The organism is Prochlorococcus sp. MIT 1341 (genome assembly GCF_034092415.1).
In the GTDB taxonomy this organism is placed as follows: Bacteria; Cyanobacteriota; Cyanobacteriia; order PCC-6307; family Cyanobiaceae; genus AG-363-P08.
Genome location: NZ_CP139304.1, coordinates 1003839 through 1027362, shown reverse-complemented (window position 1 = coordinate 1027362; position 23524 = coordinate 1003839). Strand labels below are relative to the sequence as shown.

Sequence of the window (23524 nt, the reverse complement as noted above, 5' to 3'; positions counted from 1 at the left end):
CAAAAGTGTGGGATGAGTCATTTATAGGCATTGGGACAGACCGCAATGCCAATGAGTCACAATTAAGGCAGCCAACTCCTGCTGAAATTCAATTTGTGGAGAAGGATTCTATTGGAGAGGAAATAGGTTTTGAAGTTGGAGATAAACTTATAAGTATCAATGGAATTCGTCCGCGAGATTTAATTGACTATCAATTTTTAATTGTTAATGAAGAATTGCATGTTGAGGTAATATCTTTAGCAGGTGAATTTCATGAAATTGAGATAGAGAAAGACTTAGATGAATCTCTTGGGATTGCTTTTACTGAGTCATTATTTGATGGATTGAGACAGTGTAATAATCAATGTCCCTTTTGTTTTATTGATCAACAACCGCCAGGGAAACGTGAGACTTTATACCTCAAGGATGATGATTATCGCTTGAGCTTTCTATACGGGTCTTATTTGACACTTACAAATCTTTTGGATTCAGATTGGCAGCGAATTGAAGACCAGCGTCTTTCCCCTCTTTATGTTTCTGTACATGCCACAGACTCTCTCTTAAGGGCAAGGCTTCTCAAAAACCCCCGGGCAGGCCTTTTTATGGAGCAATTGTCTTGGTTTGATAAGCGTAATCTTCAAATTCATGCACAGATTGTTGTTTGCCCAGGCTTGAATGATGGAGAGGCCTTAGAGAAAACATTGTCAGACTTGGCGATGTTTGCCATAGGTGATTGGCCAGCAGTACTTTCAGCGGCTGTAGTTCCTGTTGGGTTAACGCGTTTTCGACCTAGTGGTGATGAGTTGACCCCTGTAGATCGTTGTTGTGCCTTAAAGGTTATAAAACAGGTTGAGAAACTTCAGAGTGTGTTCAATTCTCAACTTGGAACACGTTTTGCTTGGCTTTCTGACGAGTGGTATCTGATTGCAGGTGAGGACCTTCCGCCACGAGCTAGTTATGAGGATTACCCTCAACAAGAGAATGGAGTTGGAAGCATAAGGTCTTTTTTGGAAGACCTTGAACAGGTCACAGCCAATCTTCCTAAGTCATTAGAAAAACCTAAGAAATGTAGTTGGGTAGTTGGGAGTCTTGTTCTTGAAGCACTTGCTCCTGTGTGTTCTAGGCTGAATGAGATATCAGGCTTGCAGCTTAATTTGCATGGGTTGCCAAGTTCATATTGGGGGCAGAAACAAGTTGTAACTGGTTTATTAACAGGTGCGGATCTTTTGGAAGGCTTGGGAGAACAGGATTTAGGAGATCAACTTTTATTGCCCTCAATTACCTTGCGTCAAGACGAAGCTATCTTTTTGGATGATATGACTTTGGATAACCTTAGGACTTCCTTAAGAGTCCCTATTCGGATTGTGAATGGAGCGGCTGACATCGTGGCTGCTTTAATAGAAGAATGACACCTCACTTCCTAAGCTTCTAAAAGTTTTACGTTTACTGTGCGCTGGATACACGCAAGAAATTTTTTGCTTGCAGGCGTTCTAACTACAGGATTCAATTCTGTTAGAGCGAAGATCCTTGATCAGGCTTTGTCAGAAGTAGTTTCTGTTACTTCTGCATACTCATCTTTGGCTAGTAATGGTCTAAGTCAGAATGCGACAAGGATGTTGCATTTAGATTTTTTGATGGTTAAACAAAAGTCTGTTAGTAGATCTAGTTCACTTTTTCTGCCAGAAGACCCAAATGAGCTGAAGGTTAAGGAGTTTCGTCCATTAACACTTGTAGAAGTAGAGAAATTAGTGGAATTAAATAATCCTTCTCTTAAAGCAGCATCAATTCAAATTGAACAAGAGCGTTCCAAACTTCGATCTGCAATTGCTTCTTGGTACCCAAGTGTTGATTTGACTGCTAACGGTTTACCGCAATATCTAATGGCTGATTCATACAGAAATCCTGATTATTCAACTTCCCCGAATACAAGAAGCAGTCAATGGAAAACTGATTTCACAGCCAAGGTAAAATGGAATATTGTTGACCCTGCGCGGGTTCCTCAAATTGCTTCTGCAAGAGATAGTTTTGAGAGGTCTAGAGAGACTTATCTGATTTCTTTACGAGATGTACGTTTGCAAGCTTCAATTAAGTTCTTTGAGCTTCAACGTGCAGATCAAGGTGTTCTTGTTGGAAAGAAATCTTTAAAAGCTTCTTTGTTAAGCCAGAAGGATGCTAATGCACGTTTTGATGCAGGTTTGGCTAGTAAATTTGAGACTCTTGAGGCAAAAACACAGCTCGCAAGAGATAATAGGTTATTAAAAAATGCTTTACGAGATCAGGAGATTGCTCGAAGATCTCTTGCTGAATTGATAAATCTTCCACAAAATGTCATCCCTATTGCTTCTACCCCCCTTACACCAATAGGTATATGGCAAACATCTCTTGAAGAAAGTATTGTTTCTGCTTATTCATTTCGTGAGGAATTAGATAAATATCTTTTAGAGATATCCATCGACAATAGCAAAGCTAATGAGGCATTGGCTGCCGCGCAGCCAGTCCTGAGCTTGGTAAATACATATAATGCTTCAAGGACACAGGGCCAGTTAAATGTTTCTGAACCTAGTGAAAAAGATTATTCATGGACATCGACCAATACAATCGGATTGACAGCAACTTGGAAGATCTTTGATGGCGGAAGTGCAAAATCTCTTTATCGCTTAAATAAACAACGTGCTAGGGAGAAAGAGATTAATTTTATATTAGAAAGGAATAAAATTAGACAACAAGTTGAAGAGAGCTACTTTAGCCTTATTGCTGCTAAAGATGCTGTTTCATCCACTAGAGATGAGATAATTGCGCAAAGAGAAGTGTTACGTTTGGCTAGATTAAGGTTTAATTCTGGTGTTTCAAACCAAAGAGAGGTGCTTGAGAATCAGAGAGATTTACGACAGGCTGAAATTAATTATGCAGATGCAATTTCTTCCTATAACACTAGTCTTGCTCAGTTAAGACGACGTACTGGTTTGGATCAGACAATGTCTTGTGAAGAATATAATTTATCTTTGCCTAACCAAAAAGATGGAAAGAAGAGAGCTGACAAACCACTCCCTTCAATTATTAATGGTCTTTGCGAGGCGGTTTTGAGTAGCCTTTAAAAACGAGTGAAAAAATTTTGACTGACTCACTTAGCTCCTCCCAGGTTTCTCAACTTCATCAACTCTTGGATGAAGTTTCTCATCAGCAATGCAAAGATTTTGGCAACGTTCTTACTGACTTAAAACCTGACGGGACATTAATTACTGAATGTGACCAATGGAGTGATGAGACCCTAGTTAAAGGCCTAGCGCGAATAGCTCAGGGCGAAGAGGTGCTTAGTGAGGAAGGCTCTAAATCTGTCCCCATCTCTAAGGCCTTTTGGGTGGTTGATCCTTTGGATGGGACTACGAATTTCGCAGCAGGTATACCTCACTGGGCAATATCGGTTGCTCGTTTTGTAGAAGGGAAACCTCAATCAGCTTTTTTGGATTTGCCTGTTCTTAAGCAGAGAATTGTCGCTATTCGGGGGAAGGGGGTTTGGTTGAATGGCGAACCACTTACTGTTGAAACTCGTTTTTCGAAACACAGTGAGTGTGTTTCATTGTGCAGTAGATCTATTCGTGTTCTGCAACAGAGAGCTGATCATCCTTTCCCTGGGAAGATTCGACTCTTAGGAGTTTCCAGTTTAAATATGGTGAGTGTTGCGATTGGACAGACTATTGCAGCTTTAGAAGCTACTCCAAAAATTTGGGACATTGCTTCTGCTTGGTTGATTCTTTCAGAGCTGATGTGCCCGATAGTTTGGTTGGATTCCGACCCTTCTCAGCTGCTTCCGGGACAAAATTTGACGTCAGTTGACTTCCCTTTGTTGACGGCCTCCTCGTCTAAAGAGTTGCAAAGCCTTCTTCCTTGGGGGAAGGCTTTAATGGGTTAAACAGTTTTAGGAATTGGGCGTTCATTTTTGAAAAAAGTTTTAATAGTTGCGCAGTTATTGATAAAAATTTTTCTTGAGTTATGAGCACTAGTTATCACATCTACTTGTAGCTACTGTTCTATTTAGAAATATTTTTGCGTAAGGTGGTATTTCGATTGCAAAGGCAGCTTAGGTGGTTGATAGGAAGCTTATGGCGAGCTTATGAAAAATGGACAAGATGTGACTGCGTCGATCTCAGTGCTGCTTTTGCCTATTACACCCTCCAGTCATTCTTTCCTATTTTATTGATTTCGCTTTCAGTCGCCTCTTGGTTTTTAGGTCGCCAAAGTGGTCTAGATCAGCAGATTATTAATTTTGCGGCGCAGGCTTTGCCGGCTTCAGTTGTGGGCTTGGTGGATTCAACTTTGGTCAAGCTTGTGAATCAGGGCTTTGGAGCAGGCCTGTTGGGTGCCGTTTTTCTTGTGATTACTTCAGGTAATGCTTATTTAACTTTGCAGCGCGGAACGGATCGTTTATGGGAAGACTTTTTGCCGGCCCCAGATTCACCATATCCATTGAGGATTAAGGCTTTTAGATTCTTACGAGCTCGTTTAGAGGCCTTTTTAGTCGTCGTCGTTGTAGGTCTATTACTAGTTGTGGACCAAATAAGTACCAATCTACGTAATTTGCCAGGGGTTGTTTTAGATGATTTAACTCGGAGTTCACCTTGGGTTGCAGACCTTTTATCTAGATTCCCTGTTCTGGAGGTTGGACAGTTTGTTATCCCACTTTTGGGCCTTTCCTTTATGGCATTGTTAATGCAACTTTTCTTGCCAAGTCGGCGAGTCCCTTTGAGGCCACTAGTCCCTGGAGCTTTATTGATTGGGACTTTATTGACTATTTTAAATTCAGCAGTTAGTCGAAGTATTTTCTCTCTTGGGTCCCGTTTTCAGGCATATGGCTTCATTGGTGGTGTTCTTGTTTTAACGCTTTGGGTTTGGATGATTGGTGTAATTATTTACTATGGACAATGTTGGAGTATTGTCCTCGCAAGCATGTCAAGGAGACGGAGTACTGGTTTAGAAGTGAAGAATCTATAAGATTAGTAAATCATTTTTCCCTAGATTTCTCGCTTAAGATTGCTAAATTACTCTTTTTTAATAGTAATCTTAAAATCTATTTTTTATTATTTAAAATGAGGTTTACCAATAGTTATTTCAAAATCCGGGATTATTTTTGAAATGCAAAGATCCAATGCATTTTTATGGATCGCTTTAGCCTTCCTATTGCTGTTGCCGACGGCTGCTGGGAGGGTCTTGCTTGATTTGGTCGGTGGACTAATGGTATTGAGTTTGGCAATACCTGTTTTACTTGGCGGAATTGGCTGGGTTGGTTGGAAAATTCTTCAATCCAATATCGTTACATGCCAAGGGTGTGGAAATCGAATATTTAGCAAGTCGGTGCAGTGCCCCATTTGTGGGTCGTCTAGTTTTCGAGACGCAGATGTCAATGATGCTAATTCTTCAGGATCGAGCTCTATCCCTGCAAGTTCTGCAACTATTGATATAACGGCAGAAGATGTTGAGAGCGAGTAATAATCACTTTTCTTGTTCTTTCAAGCTAGATTTCTTCGCCACCACCTTCTAAATCTAGTTGACAAACTGATTGCTCTAACTTAGTTAATAGAGTCTCGCAATGTTCAAGGTAAACCTTGGCTTCTAGGTAAGATTTCTGCACTTCCTCAATTGGCATATTGTCATTCTTAAGTTCATCCAGAATGACCTCTAACTTTGTTAGTGATTCCTCATAAGGAAGTGACTCTATTGTTTTTTTGAGTCTCGATAATGCATCTTCCCTTGTCTTTGTAGGCACTTTTGAATTGGAATCTTTGCCTTTTGGAATCCGGGCAGTTTTGTTTTTGTTTGAATTCAAAGGTTGCTTTGACATTTAGAGTTTCTTCTTTTTAGCAACTGATTCCGTTGAAGCAATGATCTGACCATCGCTGACCTTAATGGTTAGTTTTTCTGGAATTGAAATATCTGTAATAGTAAGTATACTTTTGCCTAGGTGATTTTGGACAATACAGAACCCTCTGCTTAGCCATTTTTCTGGGGAGTGTGCTTCTAGTAGCTTTGCTTTTTCCTTTAAATGAATACGCCTTTGCTGAAAAATATTTTGCGGGGAGTAAGTATTAAGGCTTTCATTTAGTTCTTGCAATGTGCGGTGTTCCTTTTTGATTATCCAATTTAAATTTTCATTTATATTTTGTTTAATATGTTTGAGTTCTCTTTTGGCATTTTCTCTATTTGGAAGTAATGAAACTATTGCTGCAGTTGGAGTTGAGGCCCTCAAATCTGCTACCAAATCTGCAACGGTAATATCATCTTCATGCCCTATGCCAGTGATGATTGGGATAGGGAGTTTAGCAATAGCTCTACAAAGATTTTCGTCGTCAAATACGATTAGATCTTCTCTACTTCCTCCTCCTCTTGCAATGACGAGGGCATCAATCTCAAGCCTTTGAAATTGATTTATTAAAAGAGAGAGAGTTTGCTGGATTTTTAGAGAAACGTTCCCTTGCACTGGTATTGGAATAATAAATAATTTACTAATAGGCCATCGATCAGAAGCAGTTTTGATCATGTCTGCAAGTGCAGAGCTTGGTGCGCTCGTAAGAATCGCTATTGCTCTTGGATACTTAGGTAGAGATTTTTTCGTAGCTTCATTTATTACACCATCTCGAAGAAGAAGGTCTCTAACGATCTCGAATTGACGTAGAACAGTTGATAGATTTGGCCGAATATCAAGGATCTGTACGTTTAATGTGGCTCTTGTTGTCCAAAAATTAAGTTTTCCTATGACTGTTACTCCATCCCCATCATTAGGTTTGTAATTGAGTTGATTAAGACGGGATGACCAAACGACAGAGCCAATACTTGCTTCTCCATCGGTAAGAGTTAACCAAAGATGACCTTTTTTTATTTGTGGTTTTGAAACAGTTGCATCTAAGAGGAATCTAGGGGCAAACCCTCTCTCAAGAAGGTTGCCAATAGAAGCATTTAATTCACGGATTGAAAACCGCGGTATCGATTCATTTATCAAGGTTTCTATAAGCCACTATCCAATAAAGGCATAATAAACCTATTAATAAAGTACAAAATAACCCAATGGAGTTTTGGATTTGGTGTGCTGTGATGGTTAAGACAGAAATAGCAAAGCTCAGCATTCTTGCTGCATCACGCTTGTTATTGGCGAAAAGAGGAGCCAAGGTAGTGACAGATCCCTCAATTATTAATTATTGCCTTCTTTGAAATTAATCCTTTGAGGTTTAATTCAAAAGTCTTGTGAAATTTTGACATGCAGATTGGCTCTCTACTTCATTAGCCTAAGCCGATTTGGCCTAAAATTCCTTGTCCAGTAAGTATTTCTGTCGCCAGACCAATCAATATTCCCAGCATCGCTAGACGACCATTCCAGGTTTCTGCGAAATTAACGAAGCCAAATCTTTGATCTGTTTGCTCTGACATGAAGAATAACCTCTGAATTTCACCAAGGGAATTGATTGATGAGGCAATCCTAAATGGATTGCAGTCAATTTATGAGATTTTTCAGGTGCTCAGCATTGAAATAATTTTTTGAGTCTTTTGTGAAAGCATTAGCGCACGTGCTTTGTTCCATCAACGGGGTGGTAGGTCTCTCCGGTTAGTTCTTCATAGATGATCGCAGGGAGCCCAGTCTCAAACATAGTTTGCAGGGCTTCCTTTAATAGTGGATTCCATCCTCCTGTGCTGACATCACCATGCCTTACTGTCCAATCCCATGTGCCTTGAAGGTCTCTAGGAATTCTTCCCTCTCGGTCACGTCTCGCAACTAGATCTAAGGATTCAACAAGTCCCACCTGCACAGGCTTCTTGCCGTATGCGGGTGTAAGACTTAGTTCGAGTCTGACTGGGTCTTCTTTTAAAAGACGCAGTCGAAAACGCGGTGGCAATTTCAATGATTTGAGCACTGCAGCAACGATTCGCGTTCTTTGTTCCACCAGGTTTCCCCCTTCAGTTCCTATTAGCGTGTCTTAGGAGACACTTTCCTTTCACCTCCTAATTTATTCAGCCGAGGTTTCTTCGGACGAAGTAGAAGGTGGTTGCTCATTATCGCTTGAGAAACGTACCGTGAGAAGCTCCTCATCAGTAATACGTCCTTTCTTGTCCAGAATTTCTGGGTGAACAGTTAATTTGCCTGTTCTGTCTTGATTCAAATTTTTTCTGGTACCGCCAAATCTTTGATTATTGATCTGTTGTGCGGCGGAATGTCCTTTCCTAATCACATTGAATGCTTGCCATAAAACGATTAGGAAGACGCTGGCATAGAGGAAGAAAAAGAGTGAGTTCAAGATGCTTTACCTGTCTATGGGATGAAAGCTGTAATAAGGGTTTCTTAAACCTGTTGATCGGAATCAGCTTGTGAAAGGAGTGCTTTTTGTCACTGAGAGATTTGTCACAACAATTAATTGATGTTAGACCGCTTAAGCTGATCTTGAGATTTCAATTCTCATTCTTCAGTCATTTCACTCGGCTTTTCTGATTTTTTGCTATTAAACCTGTCCGATCATTCCTAAAATAGGTTGCAAGGCTTTTTTTGTTGATTTTGCTATGCCTGCTAACCCCTTCAAAGTTTATGCAAGCCAGCGATAGGTCAATCTTTCATTTAAAACAAGCTTTGCTTTCTTTGCGAAGAGGTCTTGTCGTTTCGGGAGCTTTACTTTGTCTTCCTTTTATCGAATGCGTGCCTTCTCGCAATCTGGAAGCGACGCCTTTGATAAAAGGTCTTCTTTCAAGAAAATCGTTCGTGTCAGAAGCAGTTGCGCGAACAGGACCTGCCGTCGTCACTCTGGAGACGCAACGTACCATTAGTACAAGAGGCACTTCTGGTTTGCCGCCAGGACTTGTATTTGATCCTTATTTTCGCCGTTTTTTCGGTTTACAAATTACCCCCACGCCACGTAGAAGAGTTGAGAGCAGTCAAGGAAGCGGGGTTATTTTTGCTAAGGAAGGCCTTGTTTTAACAAATGCTCATGTAGTTGAGAAAACGGATCAATTGATCGTTGGCCTTTCGGATGGTCGACGTGTTTCAGGAAGGGTGGTTGGCTTGGATTCCCTTACGGACCTAGCTGTTGTTCGTCTTGATGGGTCTGGGCCATGGCCCATAGCCTCTCTGGGCGACTCGGATAAACTTTTGGTTGGGGATTGGGCAATAGCTGTTGGTAATCCTTTTGGGTTGGAAAACACAGTCACTCTTGGGATTATTAGCAATTTGAATAGGAATGTGTCGCAGTTAGGTATATCTGGAAAGCGCCTTGATTTAATCCAGACTGATGCTGCAATAAACCCTGGAAACTCTGGCGGCCCCTTGCTTAATGCAGAAGGGGAGGTTATAGGTATCAATACTCTGGTCAGGTCCGGCCCAGGGGCAGGACTTGGTTTTGCTATACCAATCAATAGGGCAAGGACCATTGCTAAGCAGCTTGTTGAGAAGGGAAGGGCTAGTCATCCAATGGTGGGGATAGGTCTTGCACCTGTGTCTTCTAAACAGCCTGGAGCGGGGTTTTTACCTGGAGCGGAGATAACTTATGTTGTTCCAAGAGGCCCTGCGGAAAAGGGTGGATTAAAAGTTGGCGATATCATTGTCTCTATAGGAAGAGAGCGAATTGAGGGACCGGCTGATGTAGTTAGTGCAATTAATAATTTTGGGGTAGGAACTCTGCTTAGTTTTGGGATTAGGAGAGGGAGTAGGCGCTTTGAATTATTAGTTACTCCTGTTGAAATGTCTTCTATGAGAGGTTTCTGAGCGTTTTTGACTTATCTAACCCAATAAAAAAATAGATTTTAAATATAGGAAATGGATCATTTCTATAAGAGCTATTAAATGTGAATTACTTCATTAAGTTAATGGCTCTTATAATGTACTCCTTTTGTTTATCAGTTTAGAACTGTAATTATGTGTTGATTCTTGATTGCTTATTTATGAGTCTTTAGCACCTCTACACATCGAGTTATGCACTCGTTATCGTCGATCGAGCAAGTTGTTATGCATTCGAAATAACTATCAATAGCATCTGTTTTATTAGACGATTCGCTTTGGTTAAACAAATTTGTGTTTTTTTGCGGCTTCATACGCATGTTTGAGCAAGTGCAGTTCTATCAGCATATGCTCACGTTTTGCCAAGGTAAAGAAAAATAAGTCTTCCTGCCTAAAGGTATATGAAGTTTTCTTGCGACAGATCAAAAGATCCTTTTATTTACCAGTGGTTTTCTTGATTGCTTTACGTTTTCTTTGACGGTCTCGGTTCAAGAGGCGTTTTGCTTCTTTCTTGGCAAGTACCATTGCATCTAAAGAGGCTTTCTTTTCTTCTTCTTTTTTTTCTTTGTAGTATGTGTAATTTCCTTTATATAGAACAAGTTCACCGTCTTTGAGTTCAACAATTCGGTTGGCTACTCTTGAAATGAAGTATCGATCATGAGAAATCAGCAAAGCAGAACCTTCATATTCTCGAAGAGCATCCTCAAGCATTTCTTTGGCTGGGATATCTAAGTGGTTTGTGGGTTCATCAAGGATTAGTAGATTGCAAGGTTTGATTAGCATTAAAGCTAGTGCTAGTCGTGCTTTTTCGCCACCACTCAGTAGACCGACTTCTTTAAAAACCGCTTCTTTGCTTAGGCAAAAACTTCCTAAAAGAGATCTGACTTCTGTTTGGGTCCAGTTAGGAACAACCTCAAACATTGTGTTGATAACGGTTTTCTCTAGGTCGAGCGCTTCTGCCTGATTTTGCTCAAAATATCCAGGGAAAATATTATGCTTTCCGATTTCAGCTTTACCATCATCAGGTTCTTCAATTCCTAGGATCAGTCTAAAAAGTGTTGATTTTCCAGATCCATTTGGTCCAATAAAGGCAATTTTGTCTCCAGGTTCGACTTCTAAGTTTGCCCCAAGGAAGAGTATTTTTTCTCCAAAGGTATGACTTAGATCATTTACCAAAACAACTTGTCTTCCAGATCGTGGGGCGGCGGGGAAGCTAAATTTAGGGCTACTAATCTCCCCAATAGGAGCTTCAATCAGCTCGACTTTCTCTAGAAGCTTTTCTCGGCTTTTTGCTTGTGTGCTTCTTGTGGCACTAGCCCGAAATCTGTCAATATATGCTTGTTGAGTAGCGAGTTCTTTTTGTTGTCTTTCAAAGGTCGACAAGTTTGCAGCTTTGTCTATTTCTTTCTGTGCAAGATGAGCGGTGTAATTACCAAGATAAGTATGGGATACCCCGCTCTCAGTAGAGACTATCTGGGTACAGATTTTATCTAAAAAAGCTCGATCATGACTTATGACTACTATTGCGGCAGTTTGCTTTACTAAATAATCTTCTAGCCATTGAATAGTTTCAATATCAAGATGATTTGTAGGTTCATCCAGTAGAAGAAGATCTGGCTCTTGCAGAAGAATTTTTCCTAATGCGATACGCATTTGCCATCCACCAGAAAACTTGCCTACGAGTTCATTTGCATCTTTAGACTCGAATCCAATTGTTGGTAAAATCTTTTCAATTTGTGCTTCGATTTCGTAGCCTTGGAGAGCCTCGAATTGAGTATGAAGAACGCCTAATTTTTTGATGAGATTATTTAGATGATCAGGATCAGTTTTCGCCATGTCTGAAGACATGGCCAGTTCTACAGATTGTTGCTCTAGGAGGATTTTTGCTGCATCAGCGAAGGCTTGAAAGAGCTCTTCTCTGACGGTATGTTCTGGATCTACGTCAAATTCTTGTTTTAGAAAAGCAATACGAGGATTGCCTTGACGAACAACCTGCCCAGTGGTTGCTTCTTCAATGCCTGCGATAATTTTTAGTTGTGTTGACTTGCCTGCTCCATTAACTCCAACAAGTCCTATACGATCTCCTGACTTAATCTCCCAATTGATGTCTTTAAGGACTTCGCTATTGGGGTACAGCTTGGAGATTCGCTCAAGTCGCAACACGATGAGTGGGAATCTTTAGGTTATATACCCGCTTTTAAGTAGGTATGACTCAATTTTATCTTCTTCGAATGAGACCATGGTCAAACTAGAACAAATTGCTGCTCTGGTTCTTGCTGCAGGTCTCGCCATCCCTAGCTATGTCTTTTTTTGGAGCTTGGCGGGTGGTGGAGGTTATGACCGGCGTGGCTTTAAGGAAATAGTGCCTACGAATAAGCTTTTAGAGAATGAAGTTCAAGTACCTAAAGACCTCCCCTAGCTTTAATAAGCCATTGTTTTGTGTCTTCGTCATCAAGACTGGCAAGGTGATTTTTTACCTCGTCAGGAGTAACGGGTAATCCAATACTTTTACCTAATTCGCAAATCGTTTCAATAGCGCCTTGGGGGTCTTGGAGAGCTTGTCGAAAAAGAACTTGGGTATGTTCTGGATCTTTTTGAATCCTTTTATATAGTTCTGCAGCATTTGTGCTCATGGGGTTTCAAGACATTCTTTAAAGAACAATATTCATCTATGCAGCATCTGACCTGTTTTGTGGAGTTATTCGTGGATCTAATTCTGAGTCTTCTAGCCCTAGAGCTGATGCATCCTTCATGCTTCTTGCATCCATGCATAGAACTTTGCGTAATTGTGCAAAGTTTTTGGCTTGTGATTTTCGCCCCTCTTTCTCTGCTCCAAACTCTGCTCTTTGAAGAACATGGTGAAGATGCGTTAGTAAATAGGTGCTTAGAACTGCCGATACCAGGACATCGCTTTTCTCAGAGGATCTCCGGAATTTTCTTCGGCGATTAGGAGCGTTCATTTTGCGTTCAATGGTGTTGTTTGTTTTTGATTTAAATGAGGATGGAAGAAGTGGCTCTTTCATGGTTTTTTTGCGTTTGTTTCGGCCCCCATTTCCGAAGGTGCTAGGGGACTTGGATTTTGACCTTCACAGGTCACATCTCTTTTGAATTAGCATAGTTACGGATACTATCCTTGCACACCTCTGTACACTAAATATTAACGGTTACCTTTTTTGGGTAATGGCAACTCGCCAAACTTCAGCTAGCGGAAGACCAAAGTCCCCCAGAATTCAGGTTGTCCTTCCTGAAGATCTATGTGCTCGCTTGACTTCTTTAGCTGAGCAAGAGTCGCGGACGGTAAGCAATATGGCAAAGGTGCTTATACAAAAAGGCGTAATGCTTTATGAGAAAGGGGTTGACCTTAACGATCAGCACGAAACAATTTCCAGTACTGAGGGCTTTCGCTCAGCATTGGAGGCTCAGAAAACAAGACGGTTGAGAGGGGCTCCTAGGCGAATTCGGATTAATCGACCCTCGTAAAAAATTTTGCTTTTTATTTCCTCAAAAGGCTCGGTTTGGCTCGACTTTGATTCCTAATACTGCTGGATGTTTTGCCCCAGTAATTGATGGGGTTTTTGATTTAACTTTGAGAACATGCCACCAGGCTAGTAAAGCGAAAGCTAAAGCTTCTCTTGACTGAGAAGGAACACCTTTTTCTTCGATTGTCGATACTCTTGTCCCTAGACATCGTCTTTTTAGCTCTTGCATCATTTGTATATTTTTCTGACCACCTCCCGCTACAAGAAGATTTATTGGACGTACTAGGTTTCTAGAGGGAAGCTTTTCTATATCTTGAGCTACAACTGCTGCCGTAAAAGCAGTCAGAGTAGCAATTTGATCCTTTTGGGACAGGTCTGAGGTTTCTTTGAGGCGACGTTTTAGGTCACGTAGTCCATATTTTTCTCGCCCAGTAGATTTTGGTGGAGCTTGTTGGAAAAAAGGTTCTTTGATCCAGCCTTTGATTATTTCTTCGTTTGGGATGCCAGATTGAGCTATTGCTCCATCATGATCGAATAAAAGTTTTCCTTCGGTGAAACTGTAAACCGCTAGATCTATAAGACTATTCCCTGGGCCACAGTCCCACCCGAGGACTGGTGAGCCAGTATCTGGGCCTTTTTGTGGAGGGATAAGAGTGATATTTGCAATACCGCCAACATTGAGCAAGCCACACCAGCCATTGCTTCTTCCAATTAGTGCTTCATCAGCTAGAGGAACCAATGGTGCACCTTGGCCTCCTAGAGCAATATCCGCAGCACGAAAATCATATACAACTGTTTTCTGAAGAAGTTCGGCAAGTAATGGAGCTTTAATTATTTGCAGGCTTTGACCTCGAGTACTTTTTGTAGGGGGTTTGTGCCAGAGAGTTTGTCCATGACAACCTATAACTTTAGAGTCCCCTTCCGGGTCACATGTTAAAGCTGCTTTTGCATGAACATCAGTTATTAACTCTGCAAGTTCAGACCATGCTTGATGGGTAGTTGGTAGACCTTGTTCTACCTGAATAATTTGCTTCCTTAGATCTTCGGGATATCTAGTGTTTGAGGTGTTTATTAATTTCCATCTAGGTCTCTTAGGAGATCCATAGAACTTAGCTAGCACAGCGTCGACTCCATCAGCACTTGTGCCGCTCATTAGGCCAAGTACCATCATTGTCTAGGTCTTTGGAAGTTTTTGGAGATCGCCTACTAAACCCATAATGACAAGAACATGGTCTGACTCGAGTACATATGTCGCTGGTGGATTGACATTTAGCCCTTTTATTGGACCAGCTGCAAGAACATTAACTCTGTAATTTTTTCGCAGGTTTAAATCTCTTAAGGAGTGTCCTACAAAAATATCTGGAACCTTGATTTCATCTATACCAGTTTGATCATCTAGTTCTAATCTTTCAATCAAATTAGGGCGTATTAATTCCAGTCCAAGACGTTCTCCTTGCATTCTGGAAGGGAACACAACACGATCTGCTCCGACACGTTTTAACATTTTTTCGTGAAGATCACTTGTAGCTCTAGCAATAACCTCTTGAACACGACTTCCTTCACTATCTTTTGCGAGAAGAGTTGTGGTAATGCTTGCCTCTATCGGCTCACTTATCCCAACTACAACAGTTCCCATTTCAAGAACCCCTGCTTCTCGCATTGATTCTTCATCGGTACAGTCAACCACTCTTGCTTCGATTGACGGCTCGAGTTGACGGAGTTCGTCTATAGCCCTTTCTGAGTTGTCAACGGCAAGAACATCTGCCCCATTTTTAATTAGTTCTCTACATACTGCGCTGCCGAAGCGACCGATTCCCACTACGGCAAACCCTAGGTCGTTAGCCTCTCGTTGAGGTGACCATCTCCACCATTCACCCATGTTCGTTTCTCCTATGGCTTTTAAGGTCAAACATAAAGATCCTCGCGTGGGTATCTAATTCGATTTTGGCGTTGGATTCGCTCTTTGTTAATAGCTTCCCAGATTGCGCTAAGCAGTAAAAGAATACCTAATCTTCCAACAAACATGCCTAAAATTAAAATTAGTTGTCCGAAATGCCCAAGGTGATGGGTTACACCTACATCAAAACCTACCGTTGCGAAAGCTGAAATAGAGGTGAAAAGCATTTCTAGAAATGAAAATGTATTCTCTTCTGCAAAGTTGTTTGCTATTCCTAGCAACAATGTCATTGCTAAAACAAACAGCAAGGAACCCAAGGTGATCCCTACAGCTTTAAGAACTACTTTGTCAGATATCTGTCGGTTCTTGATAACAACATCTTTTTGACCTCTTAATGTTGAACGTGTTGCTGCCATTAGAGCGGCCAGGGTTGTTGTTTTAATGCCTCCACCGGTACCACCTGGACTTGCTCCAATAAACATCAACGTCATAAGTAAGAGGAGACCAGAATCGGAAATATTTTCCAAAGAGAGTGGCACGGTAGTGAAACCAGCTGTTCTTGAACTTATTGATTCGAAAATCGCAGTAATTATCCTTTCTGGCCAATCAATTTGACTAAAGAAATTTCCTTGACTTAAAGATTCCGTGATTAACAGTCCAATTGCTCCAACTAGAGTTAATAAAAATGAGGTTCTGAGGACTAAGCGTGTATGAAGGCTGAGATTCTTTCTTTGAAGTTGTTTACGATTAGACCATAGGTCACTTGTAACTCTCCATCCCAAACCCCCTAGAACAACTAGAGTCATAATGACAAGATTGACTACCCAGTTACTTCGATAGTTTTGTAGGCTTTCTGACCAGAGTCCAAAACCAGCATTGTTATATGCAGAGATGCTGTGAAAAATCGAAACCCATAATCTTTCTCCTGAGTTAGGGATTTCATTGAATCCAAAGAGATATAGGACCGTTGCTCCAAGGAGGATTAGAACGGTTGCTGTAATAGCAATTCCACGAAAAGTTCTTCCTACCCCGCCGACTCCGAATTCATCAAGTGTTTTTCCTCGATCTAATCTGCAGCGGAGCTCAGTTCCCCTTACTACAAAGCCTTGAAGAAAGGTTGTTATTGCCATTAAACCAAGCCCACCAATGAGTAGCATTGCCGCGAGAATGACTTGGCCGAAAGTGGTCAGATCTTCACCGATATCAATCACAGTTAGTCCTGTTACTGTTACCGCTGAGGTTGAGGTAAATAGGGCTTCCCAAAAACCTACTTTTGCGCTGGAACAAATTGGGGTGGATATAATTAGGGTGCCTGCAAAAATCACCAATAAGCCTGTAACCACGGTGAATTGAGGAACCGTTAGTCGTCGGTACCAACCTTGAGTTCGATATACGGCTTTCGGGAATAATTTCACTTGGTTGCTAATTGTGAGTATTTAGAAGTTGTTGTATTTCAAGAGAACAAGAGCAGGCACAAAGATTGTCATTAGTGCAGTAAGACCAGCCCCGTAGCGAGTTACATCTAGGAATTTGTAACGTCCTGGGCCAAAAACCATAAGGTTAGTTTGGTAACCCATAGGTGTGAGGAAAGATTGGCTTGCCCCAAACAGTACTGTTACTAATAAAGCACTAGGGGGGAGATTCATCCCTGGAGCAAGTTGTATTGCTACAGGGACAAAAAGGGCAACGGATGCAGCATTACTAATCACTTGAGTGAGAATTGTTGTTGAGAGGAAGATGATTAGCAAAGCTGCATAATTTGGCCATCCTTTCAGCCAATATTCCATTCCTTGAGCTAAAGCATTTGCTAAACCTGTAGTCTGCATAGCAACACTGAAGCTTGAGAGCGATCCCAGAAGTAAAATTACATCTAGACGAATTGACTTTTGCAATTCTCTTGGTCGAATACATCCTCCAACAACCATTGCAACAGCAGCCAAAAGAACACTTGCCACAAGAGGAATAGAGGTCACTGAAGGCAAAATAAGCATTGCCAATGCAATCCCAATGGCGATAGGTTTTTTAGGGACAGTTGGAAGGTCATTTTCTAGTTGATCTAGGACCAGAAGATCATTATTGGCTTGTAGACCTCTGATTGCATCTAGTGGGGCTTGAAGTAGTAGCACATCACCTTCTCTTAAAACTGCCTGCCCAATTCTTTCTTGGACGGTTTGTTGTCCTCTTCTCAAGGCAAGAACTGTTGAATTATGTCGTTGCCTAAAGCGTAATTCTCGAAGGTTTGCTCCAGCTAAGGTTGATCCTGCTGGTAGAAGGACTTCAACAGTTTTTTGACATTCATCTGAGTCTCCGGATGTTTTTTTTGGTGAAACATCCTTTGAGCTTTTAGTAGCTAATTGAACAGTATGTTCCTGTTGTAAACGTAACAAGTCTGATCTAGTAACTCTAAGAAGCAATCTGTCGCCTGGTTCTAGTTTGCGGTCAGCTAGAGGTGGTAAGAAACGTTCTTTGCCTCTTTGAAGTTCAAGTACATCAACATCAAATCTTCTTTGTAGGCGACTGTTATGAAGTGATTGACCTACGAGATTAGAGTCTGATGGAATTGTTACTTCTGTGAAGTAACCAGTTTGTTCTTTGTTAACACCTAGTTCATTAATATTTCGGCCACGATCAGGCAACAATGATTCAGGCGCAAGCAAAAGATAGCAAGTTCCTATTAGCCATATTGGGATGCCAATAGAGGTAAAGCTAAATAATTTTAGTGAGCCATAGCCAAGTTGTTCACTGATATCACTCACTAAAAGATTTACGGAACTTCCTAGAAGCGTTAGCGTTCCTCCAAGAACAGTAGCGAAAGATAAAGGTAGTAAAACTCTTGAAGGTGAAAGACGCCGACGATGGCACCATGCTTCAATGACTGGCAGTAAAGATGCAACAACCGGAGTATTTGGTACCACACCAGAGATAGGAGCCACTACTAGTGCTAAAAGAGCAATTAATCGACGTGGTGTGCGTATGCGCTCTGAGGCAATTAACTCTCTAAGGCGATCTAAAGCTCCGCTTTTAAACAATGCCGCTGACACTGCAAATAATCCCATGAGGGTAATGAGAGCTGGGCTCCCAAATCCTGCAAGTGCTTTTTGAGGAGTGAGAATTCCACTACCTATTAATAATCCGACACTAAGTAGTCCAGTAAGTTCAGGTGCCAAGGCACCACTTATGAATAGCACTATTGCTAGAACTAAAATGGCTAGTGTGATAACTGCCTCAGGGTTTTGAAGTACAGCCATTAGCTCATTCATCTTTTGCTTTGCCTAATAAGACTTTCATCAGAAGCCAGAAGCTGAGGTTTGTGCAACCAAAGAGAAGTTTAGGCAACCTTGAGATCTAAACCATTTCCTTATTTTGAATTCGATTGAGTTCGCGATTTTTCCCTAATGACTCGTTAAGCTTGCTTCTCCAATCCCCTTTAATAAATTCGAATTTGATGATTGTTAAATGAAAGATTTGTCTCCAAAACCTTCTGAAGGCTTAGGTCTCATAACTAATCAGGACTTGACCCTGTATTTGGATGCTTCTATTGAAGAGGTTAGAGCTTTATTGACAGGGATGCCGGCCAAGGAGCGGCTGGCTTGGGCTCTAGATAAATTTGGCTCTGGGTTTGTTTTAACAACGAGTTTTGGAATCCAGTCTTCTGTATTGCTTCACATGCTTTTTTTGCTTCAGGGAGGGTTAGATGTACCAGTCATTTGGGTTGATACGGGTTATTTGCCCTCTGAAACTTATCGTTATGCTGAAGAATTAACTCAACAATTCGGATTGGATATTAGGCCTGTTCAAAGTCCAATGTCTCCTGCACGGATGGAAGCTTTGTATGGTTGCTTATGGGAGACAGGATGTGTTGACGATATTGAGAGATACCACTTAATCAGGAAAGTTCAGCCTTTAGAAAAGGCCTTTGATGACAACAAGGCTTTGTGTTGGGCTAGTGGTGTTAGAGGGGGGCAAACACAACATCGTGGAACAATGAATGTATTGGATTTAATTAGAGGAAGGTTTTCTTTAAGACCGCTTCTGGAGTGGACACCGAAAGATGTTTTTTATTACATGCAGGAAAATGATCTCCCTCAACATCCGCTCTTTGAGAAGGGATATTCAACCGTAGGCGATTGGCATTCAAGTTCTGCTGACTCAGGTGAAACCAAAGGTCGGGGAACACGCTTTGGTGGGCTTAAAGAAGAGTGTGGTATTCATCTTCCAGGAGTAATGGGGGAAGGAATCTAAACGTGAGCAGTGGGAGACTTTGTTTGCTAATTGGTAATACTCGTTGGCATTGGGCTGAAGAACATAGTGGAGAGTGGAATTTTTCTCATACTTCCCCAGATTCCATGGAATTGTTGAGAATGAAAGATCGTTTGGCTGCTTGGGCATCAGTAGGCCCAATTCCTGAAGGAGTTTTTTTAGAACCTGGAACTAATCTTGCTTTAGATGATGTGCCTATCAAATGCTTGCCTCCTTGGCTAGGGATTGATCGTGCATTGGCAGCTTGGGGAGCTTTGAGGAGGGCGAAGAAGGAACCAATGAAGTTCGATGGGATTCTTGTGGCCGATGCAGGCACAGTTTTGAGTTTGACAAGATTGAATGCAGATGGGGAATTTGCTGGTGGTCAATTGCTCCCAGGGCTAGGCTTGCAGCTCGCTTCAATGGCTGAGAGAGCCCAAGCATTGCAAAATCCCGGCATAGGTAAAGTTGTCGATTCTAAATTTCCTCTCGAAACATCACATGCAATGCGGCGAGGGAGCCTTCAATCATTGATCGGGGCTCTTATTGAAGCTCAGATAGATTCCCAACTCCCTATTTGGCTTTGTGGAGGAGACTCGTCTTTATTATTTGATTATTTAAGACATCGGCAGATTCCGCTGGCCCTATACCCCAACCTTGTTCTTGAAGGAATGGTTGATGTTTGTGCCCGCATTAGCTCAGGTTTAGATCGCTGATGATTTCATCAGCCATAGTTGCTGCTTTGACTTTTAAGTAGATCATTTCAATCTTTCCTGTTGAATTGATCACATAGGTATGTCTCATCATTCCCATATATTCACGACCCATGAATTTTTTCAAACCATAACTGTTGTAAGAGCTAGCAACGGGACATGGTTCGGCATCTGTAAGTAGGGTGAAGGGGAGTTGATACTTGTCTATAAACTTGGCATGTGATTTTGCCTCGTCTTTACTTATCCCAAGTACTTGGACCCCGTTCCTCTTTAAAATTTGCCACTGATCACGAAAGTTACAAGCTTCTTTTGTGCAACCAGGAGTGTCATCCTTGGGATAAAAGTAAAGGATTACCCTTTGGTCTTTAAATGATGAAAGCTTTATTGGTTTTCCGTCTTGATTCGGGAGAGTGAAGTCTGGTGCTTGATCGCCAATTTGAAGTGCCATTGATGTCAAATGAGGTCAATACACCAAGCGTAGTTGCGCTATGGCTGATTTCGTTAGATGCGCCTTTTATGCCAATAACCCTTCAAGAAGAAAGGATATCTGGTGAGTTGCCTTCTTTAAGGTCAAGGGCTTTTCGTCATTCAAGAGGTTATTTGAGACAAGCCTTAGCAGGTTTGTACAATCTAAAGCCGCTTGAAATCCCATTATTTGCTCCCCCAGGCAAGCCACCTGAACTAAAAGCAGGATGGGGTTATATCAGCCTCAGCCATTGTAGAGACGCGGTTTTGATTGGTTGGTCTTTGAAGCGGATCGGCATTGATCTTGAACGCATGGACCGTTCTTTTTCTGCATCGCAAGTTGCTTGTCGCTATTTCTCTAGTAAGGAAAAAGAAGAGATTGCGGATATGCCTCATGAAATATTGCGAACTGAGGTTCTTGATAGATGGTTAAGAAAGGAAGCTGCAATTAAATGGCAACGTGGAAAATTAGCCATCGATCTACTGAATTGGCAATGTGATCAAGAATCAAATGTGATTTTTCATGATAAGTTTGGTTATTCCTTAAGTGTTTATCGACAGAATTATCTTGATTGGGGTATTGCAGTCGCTGCTGAAGAAGATGCTTTCTATAGAGACCCGGTCCTATGTGTATGTGTCTAATAGAAATGGACGCAAAAATACTAGAATTTTTAATTATTTAAGGGATGTATATTATATTCTTAAGCAAATCAATTTTTGGTGATTTAGTTTTTGAGGTAGCTTTTCACCTTGTAATTTCTTAATTATTTTTTTAATCAAAGACAGCTCTTCCAATTTGCAAGTCTTGTCGATTAAACTCCTGTAGGTACTGCCTTCACTTAACCAACGATTTATTAGTTCTTGATCTATATCTAAAGATAGACTCTCCTCCCATTGCTCGATCTTAACCGTCCAGCCAAGAGAGATAAGCTCATTGCACAGTTCCTCTTTGATGCTCTGCTTCTGAAGCCATTCTTTTTCGATTTGAATTAGATTCCTTAGGTTGACTTTAGATTTGATTTCTATATTTTTTTCTTTCATAAATTCATTTAGTGATTCAGCTGGCCCAATACATGCATCACTAATCAGAAATCTGATTTGAGCGTTTTTATTACATTTACTATTAATACTTTTGCAGAAATTTTTTAAACTTTCATTTTTGAACATTTGCCTTGATAAGCGCCCGCCTACAAATTCGAACTGAAGCTCTTTGGGTAATTCTTTTAAAGCATTACTTCCTCCATTAACTATAAGAGGTCTTTTTATTGGTTCGATTAGTTCTATTTGATCTTCCAAATAGGATTTTTCTTCGAAAGTATCTGTTATCATTGTTACCCCACCTTCTGGAACTGCTTTGATTGGTTCTAATGCCCAAAGTAAAGATCTTCCAGATACTACTAGTATACGATCTTCTCGATTACATTTTAAATCGGACCATAACTTTCTATTGAGAAGTAACATCCTTTCACTGATTTGGTTGATTTGTCTTTGAAACCATCTCTCTAACAATGGGTCTTTAGGTGAGTTGCTTATAAAAAGTTGATCGCTTTGCTCTGACTTTTCTGCTGCAGCTAGTTGCGCGGCTTTTCGTTCGAGAATGACCTTGCGACGACCCCCTTCCCACCCATTTCGGCTTGGTTTCCAGAAGACTTTTCCCTGCAATTTCTTGGGAAGATATTGTTGAGCTACCCAGTGCTCTTTAAATGTATGTGGATAGCGATAATTGGCTCCATCACCAAAGCCTTTTTGATCACGATTAGGATCACGAAGATGGCTTGGAATCTCGTGAATACCATCTCGCCGAATACTTTCTAGAGCGTCAAAAAAGCCGATCAATGTATTACTTTTCTCTGCACATGCAAGATATAGTGCTGCTTGAGCCAGATGATATAGCCCCTCAGGAAGTCCCACTCTTTCGAATGCTGCTGAGCATGCTTCGACAACAACTATGGCTTGGGGGTCTGCAAGGCCAACATCTTCACCTGCTGCAATCAGCATCCGACGAAAGATAAATCTAGGGCTTTCACCCGCTTCAATCATTTTTGCAAGCCAAAATAGCGATGCATCAGCATCTGATCCTCTTAGAGATTTAATAAATGCACTGATTGTGTCGTAGTGAGAATCACCTTGCTTGTCATAAAGAACAGCTCTTTCTTGGATTGACTCTTCTGCTGTTTCTAGATCAATAGATATATCACCGTTGCCATCTTTTTTAGTACTCTCGACAGCTAATTCTAAGGCATTTAGGAGGCTTCTTGCATCACCATTTGAGATGTCTACTAAATGGGAAGCAGCTTCGCTACTTATTGTAATTTGCAGTTGGCCATAACCTCTTTCCCTATCGCTTATTGCTCTTTTTAAAAGTTGATGAAGGTTCGCTGGTTCTAAGGGTTTTAGTCTAAAAATTCTTGAGCGACTTAATAGTGCTTTGTTGACTTCAAAATAGGGGTTTTCTGTAGTTGCTCCAATTAGTGAAATTGTTCCATTTTCAACCCAGGGAAGCAGTGCATCTTGTTGAGAACTATTAAATCTGTGGACTTCATCGATAAAAAGTATTGAGCGTAAATTATGAAGCTCTAATCTTTTTTTTGCGGCATCTACTTCTGTACGGATATCTTTTACTCCCGCTAAGACTGCATTTAAGGTGGCGAAGTGGGAACGTGTTTGTCCTGCAATGATTCTTGCAAGAGTCGTTTTCCCAACGCCAGGAGGACCGTGTAGTAATAAGTTCCCAACTTTATCAGCTTTAATTGCTCGACGTAGAAGTCTCCCTTCCCCAACGATTCCGCTTTGACCCTCAAACTCATCAAGAGTTTTTGGTCTCATTCGATCTGCTAATGGAGCATTTCGGAGAAGTTCGAGACCAGCTTGATATTCGAAAATATTCTGGCTCAAGGGAGCCTCTTAAATATTTAACTTTAAAGCTTGTACTCCTTCATTAATTATCAAAACTTTTAAAGTGAAACATATTAAAAGTTTTAGCAAAGAAATGAAATTGCTTTAAGTC

Annotated in this window: 26 protein-coding genes; 12 read left to right on the top strand and 14 right to left on the bottom strand. The window is 41.1% G+C overall.

Annotated features, from left to right (window positions below; all coding sequences use genetic code 11):
- The first annotated feature begins 5 nt into the window (after positions 1-5).
- From SOI84_RS05260 to SOI84_RS05240, 5 genes are all read left to right on the top strand, one after another.
- Entirely contained in the window at positions 6-1388 is a 1383-nt protein-coding gene (locus SOI84_RS05260) for a TIGR03279 family radical SAM protein (RefSeq protein WP_320673523.1), read from the top strand.
- A gap of 39 nt (positions 1389-1427) precedes the next feature.
- Positions 1428-3074, top strand: coding sequence for a TolC family protein (locus SOI84_RS05255; RefSeq protein ID WP_320673521.1), 1647 nt, complete (start codon positions 1428-1430; stop codon positions 3072-3074).
- Between the two features lie 14 nt (positions 3075-3088).
- The gene (locus SOI84_RS05250) at positions 3089-3889 is read left to right on the top strand and encodes an inositol monophosphatase family protein (RefSeq protein ID WP_320675369.1); all 801 of its coding nucleotides are present in this window, start codon (positions 3089-3091) and stop codon (positions 3887-3889) included.
- 155 nt (positions 3890-4044) lie between these two features.
- Positions 4045-4968 carry a YihY/virulence factor BrkB family protein gene (locus SOI84_RS05245; RefSeq protein ID WP_320675368.1) on the top strand — a complete coding sequence of 308 codons (924 nt, stop codon included), beginning with the start codon at positions 4045-4047 and terminating at the stop codon, positions 4966-4968.
- A gap of 141 nt (positions 4969-5109) precedes the next feature.
- The gene (locus SOI84_RS05240) at positions 5110-5463 is read left to right on the top strand and encodes a hypothetical protein (RefSeq protein WP_320673520.1); all 354 of its coding nucleotides are present in this window, start codon (positions 5110-5112) and stop codon (positions 5461-5463) included.
- Positions 5464-5488: 25 nt separating this feature from the next.
- Here the strand turns inward: SOI84_RS05240 and xseB are convergent, their stop codons facing one another.
- Both xseB and xseA read right to left on the bottom strand, forming a co-directional pair.
- The gene (gene xseB / locus SOI84_RS05235; protein ID WP_320673519.1) at positions 5489-5815 is read right to left on the bottom strand and encodes an exodeoxyribonuclease VII small subunit; all 327 of its coding nucleotides are present in this window, start codon (positions 5813-5815) and stop codon (positions 5489-5491) included.
- A complete protein-coding gene (gene xseA, locus SOI84_RS05230; protein ID WP_320673518.1) occupies positions 5816-6970 on the bottom strand; it encodes an exodeoxyribonuclease VII large subunit in 1155 nt (384 codons plus the stop codon).
- A gap of 65 nt (positions 6971-7035) precedes the next feature.
- On the opposite strand from xseA, the gene SOI84_RS05225 reads away from it, so the two are divergent.
- A complete protein-coding gene (locus SOI84_RS05225; protein WP_320673517.1) occupies positions 7036-7179 on the top strand; it encodes a hypothetical protein in 144 nt (47 codons plus the stop codon).
- Positions 7180-7248: 69 nt separating this feature from the next.
- Here the strand turns inward: SOI84_RS05225 and SOI84_RS05220 are convergent, their stop codons facing one another.
- The 3 genes from SOI84_RS05220 to SOI84_RS05210 form a co-directional block, all read right to left on the bottom strand.
- On the bottom strand, positions 7249-7395 hold the full coding sequence (locus SOI84_RS05220) for a chlorophyll a/b-binding protein (protein ID WP_320673516.1): 147 nt from the start codon (positions 7393-7395) through the stop codon (positions 7249-7251).
- Positions 7396-7523: 128 nt separating this feature from the next.
- Positions 7524-7907, bottom strand: a complete 384-nt coding sequence (locus SOI84_RS05215) for a hypothetical protein (RefSeq protein WP_320673515.1) — start codon at positions 7905-7907, stop codon at positions 7524-7526.
- A 63-nt stretch (positions 7908-7970) separates the two neighbouring features.
- The gene (locus SOI84_RS05210) at positions 7971-8258 is read right to left on the bottom strand and encodes a DUF2973 domain-containing protein (protein ID WP_320673514.1); all 288 of its coding nucleotides are present in this window, start codon (positions 8256-8258) and stop codon (positions 7971-7973) included.
- Positions 8259-8542: 284 nt separating this feature from the next.
- On the opposite strand from SOI84_RS05210, the gene SOI84_RS05205 reads away from it, so the two are divergent.
- Positions 8543-9712, top strand: coding sequence for a trypsin-like peptidase domain-containing protein (locus SOI84_RS05205; protein WP_320673513.1), 1170 nt, complete (start codon positions 8543-8545; stop codon positions 9710-9712).
- A gap of 447 nt (positions 9713-10159) precedes the next feature.
- On the opposite strand, the gene SOI84_RS05200 is transcribed toward SOI84_RS05205, so the two are convergent.
- Positions 10160-11887 carry an ABC-F family ATP-binding cassette domain-containing protein gene (locus SOI84_RS05200; protein ID WP_320673512.1) on the bottom strand — a complete coding sequence of 576 codons (1728 nt, stop codon included), beginning with the start codon at positions 11885-11887 and terminating at the stop codon, positions 10160-10162.
- A gap of 76 nt (positions 11888-11963) precedes the next feature.
- Here SOI84_RS05200 and SOI84_RS05195 point away from each other — a divergent pair, with 76 nt between their 5' ends.
- Positions 11964-12143: a hypothetical protein gene (locus tag SOI84_RS05195; protein WP_320673511.1), complete on the top strand. Its 180-nt coding sequence runs from the start codon at positions 11964-11966 to the stop codon at positions 12141-12143.
- On the opposite strand, the gene SOI84_RS05190 is transcribed toward SOI84_RS05195, so the two are convergent.
- Together SOI84_RS05190 and SOI84_RS05185 are read right to left on the bottom strand one after the other, a co-directional pair.
- A complete protein-coding gene (locus SOI84_RS05190) occupies positions 12127-12357 on the bottom strand; it encodes a hypothetical protein (RefSeq protein ID WP_320673510.1) in 231 nt (76 codons plus the stop codon). The two genes, SOI84_RS05195 and SOI84_RS05190, sit on opposite strands and share 17 nt — an antisense overlap.
- Before the next feature lie 36 nt (positions 12358-12393).
- Positions 12394-12747 carry a hypothetical protein gene (locus tag SOI84_RS05185; protein WP_320673509.1) on the bottom strand — a complete coding sequence of 118 codons (354 nt, stop codon included), beginning with the start codon at positions 12745-12747 and terminating at the stop codon, positions 12394-12396.
- A gap of 157 nt (positions 12748-12904) precedes the next feature.
- On the opposite strand from SOI84_RS05185, the gene SOI84_RS05180 reads away from it, so the two are divergent.
- Complete coding sequence (locus SOI84_RS05180; protein WP_320673508.1) at positions 12905-13204, top strand: ribbon-helix-helix domain-containing protein; 300 nt, start codon at positions 12905-12907, stop codon at positions 13202-13204.
- 21 nt (positions 13205-13225) lie between these two features.
- On the opposite strand, the gene SOI84_RS05175 is transcribed toward SOI84_RS05180, so the two are convergent.
- The 4 genes from SOI84_RS05175 to SOI84_RS05160 are packed head-to-tail and all read right to left on the bottom strand — an operon-like array spanning position 13226 to position 18360.
- A complete protein-coding gene (locus tag SOI84_RS05175) occupies positions 13226-14374 on the bottom strand; it encodes an anhydro-N-acetylmuramic acid kinase (protein ID WP_320673507.1) in 1149 nt (382 codons plus the stop codon).
- Positions 14375-14377: 3 nt separating this feature from the next.
- Positions 14378-15082, bottom strand: a complete 705-nt coding sequence (locus tag SOI84_RS05170; protein WP_320675367.1) for a TrkA family potassium uptake protein — start codon at positions 15080-15082, stop codon at positions 14378-14380.
- Positions 15083-15108: 26 nt separating this feature from the next.
- Positions 15109-16515 (bottom strand): TrkH family potassium uptake protein, encoded by a 1407-nt coding sequence (locus SOI84_RS05165; RefSeq protein WP_320673506.1) that lies wholly within the window; start codon positions 16513-16515, stop codon positions 15109-15111.
- A 21-nt stretch (positions 16516-16536) separates the two neighbouring features.
- Positions 16537-18360 carry an SLC13 family permease gene (locus tag SOI84_RS05160; protein WP_320673505.1) on the bottom strand — a complete coding sequence of 608 codons (1824 nt, stop codon included), beginning with the start codon at positions 18358-18360 and terminating at the stop codon, positions 16537-16539.
- Between the two features lie 307 nt (positions 18361-18667).
- Between SOI84_RS05160 and SOI84_RS05155 the strand changes: the two genes are divergently transcribed.
- The gene (locus SOI84_RS05155; protein ID WP_414153621.1) at positions 18668-19342 is read left to right on the top strand and encodes a phosphoadenylyl-sulfate reductase; all 675 of its coding nucleotides are present in this window, start codon (positions 18668-18670) and stop codon (positions 19340-19342) included.
- 2 nt (positions 19343-19344) lie between these two features.
- On the top strand, positions 19345-20055 hold the full coding sequence (locus SOI84_RS05150; RefSeq protein WP_320673504.1) for a type III pantothenate kinase: 711 nt from the start codon (positions 19345-19347) through the stop codon (positions 20053-20055).
- Here the strand turns inward: SOI84_RS05150 and bcp are convergent.
- Positions 20033-20500 carry a thioredoxin-dependent thiol peroxidase gene (gene bcp / locus SOI84_RS05145; RefSeq protein ID WP_320673503.1) on the bottom strand — a complete coding sequence of 156 codons (468 nt, stop codon included), beginning with the start codon at positions 20498-20500 and terminating at the stop codon, positions 20033-20035. The genes SOI84_RS05150 and bcp overlap by 23 nt on opposite strands.
- 2 nt (positions 20501-20502) lie before the next feature.
- Between bcp and SOI84_RS05140 the strand changes: the two genes are divergently transcribed.
- A complete protein-coding gene (locus SOI84_RS05140) occupies positions 20503-21159 on the top strand; it encodes a 4'-phosphopantetheinyl transferase family protein (protein WP_320673502.1) in 657 nt (218 codons plus the stop codon).
- Positions 21160-21210: 51 nt separating this feature from the next.
- Here the strand turns inward: SOI84_RS05140 and SOI84_RS05135 are convergent, their stop codons facing one another.
- Complete coding sequence (locus SOI84_RS05135) at positions 21211-23412, bottom strand: AAA family ATPase (RefSeq protein WP_320673501.1); 2202 nt, start codon at positions 23410-23412, stop codon at positions 21211-21213.
- Positions 23413-23524 lie beyond the last annotated feature (112 nt).

What these genes read in the sequence shown, in the direction of transcription:
- SOI84_RS05240 (WP_320673520.1), top strand. Translation starts at nt 5,110, where the DNA reads ATGCAAAGATCCAATGCATTTTTATGGATCGCTTTAGCCTTCCTATTG.
- xseB (WP_320673519.1), bottom strand. Translation starts at nt 5,815, where the DNA reads ATGTCAAAGCAACCTTTGAATTCAAACAAAAACAAAACTGCCCGGATT.
- SOI84_RS05225 (WP_320673517.1), top strand. Translation starts at nt 7,036, where the DNA reads ATGGAGTTTTGGATTTGGTGTGCTGTGATGGTTAAGACAGAAATAGCA.
- SOI84_RS05220 (WP_320673516.1), bottom strand. Translation starts at nt 7,395, where the DNA reads ATGTCAGAGCAAACAGATCAAAGATTTGGCTTCGTTAATTTCGCAGAA.
- SOI84_RS05205 (WP_320673513.1), top strand. Translation starts at nt 8,543, where the DNA reads ATGCAAGCCAGCGATAGGTCAATCTTTCATTTAAAACAAGCTTTGCTT.
- SOI84_RS05195 (WP_320673511.1), top strand. Translation starts at nt 11,964, where the DNA reads ATGGTCAAACTAGAACAAATTGCTGCTCTGGTTCTTGCTGCAGGTCTC.
- SOI84_RS05190 (WP_320673510.1), bottom strand. Translation starts at nt 12,357, where the DNA reads ATGAGCACAAATGCTGCAGAACTATATAAAAGGATTCAAAAAGATCCA.
- SOI84_RS05185 (WP_320673509.1), bottom strand. Translation starts at nt 12,747, where the DNA reads ATGAAAGAGCCACTTCTTCCATCCTCATTTAAATCAAAAACAAACAAC.
- SOI84_RS05180 (WP_320673508.1), top strand. Translation starts at nt 12,905, where the DNA reads ATGGCAACTCGCCAAACTTCAGCTAGCGGAAGACCAAAGTCCCCCAGA.
- SOI84_RS05175 (WP_320673507.1), bottom strand. Translation starts at nt 14,374, where the DNA reads ATGATGGTACTTGGCCTAATGAGCGGCACAAGTGCTGATGGAGTCGAC.
- SOI84_RS05170 (WP_320675367.1), bottom strand. Translation starts at nt 15,082, where the DNA reads ATGGGTGAATGGTGGAGATGGTCACCTCAACGAGAGGCTAACGACCTA.
- SOI84_RS05160 (WP_320673505.1), bottom strand. Translation starts at nt 18,360, where the DNA reads ATGAATGAGCTAATGGCTGTACTTCAAAACCCTGAGGCAGTTATCACA.
- SOI84_RS05155 (WP_414153621.1), top strand. Translation starts at nt 18,668, where the DNA reads ATGCCGGCCAAGGAGCGGCTGGCTTGGGCTCTAGATAAATTTGGCTCT.
- bcp (WP_320673503.1), bottom strand. Translation starts at nt 20,500, where the DNA reads ATGGCACTTCAAATTGGCGATCAAGCACCAGACTTCACTCTCCCGAAT.
- SOI84_RS05140 (WP_320673502.1), top strand. Translation starts at nt 20,503, where the DNA reads ATGTCAAATGAGGTCAATACACCAAGCGTAGTTGCGCTATGGCTGATT.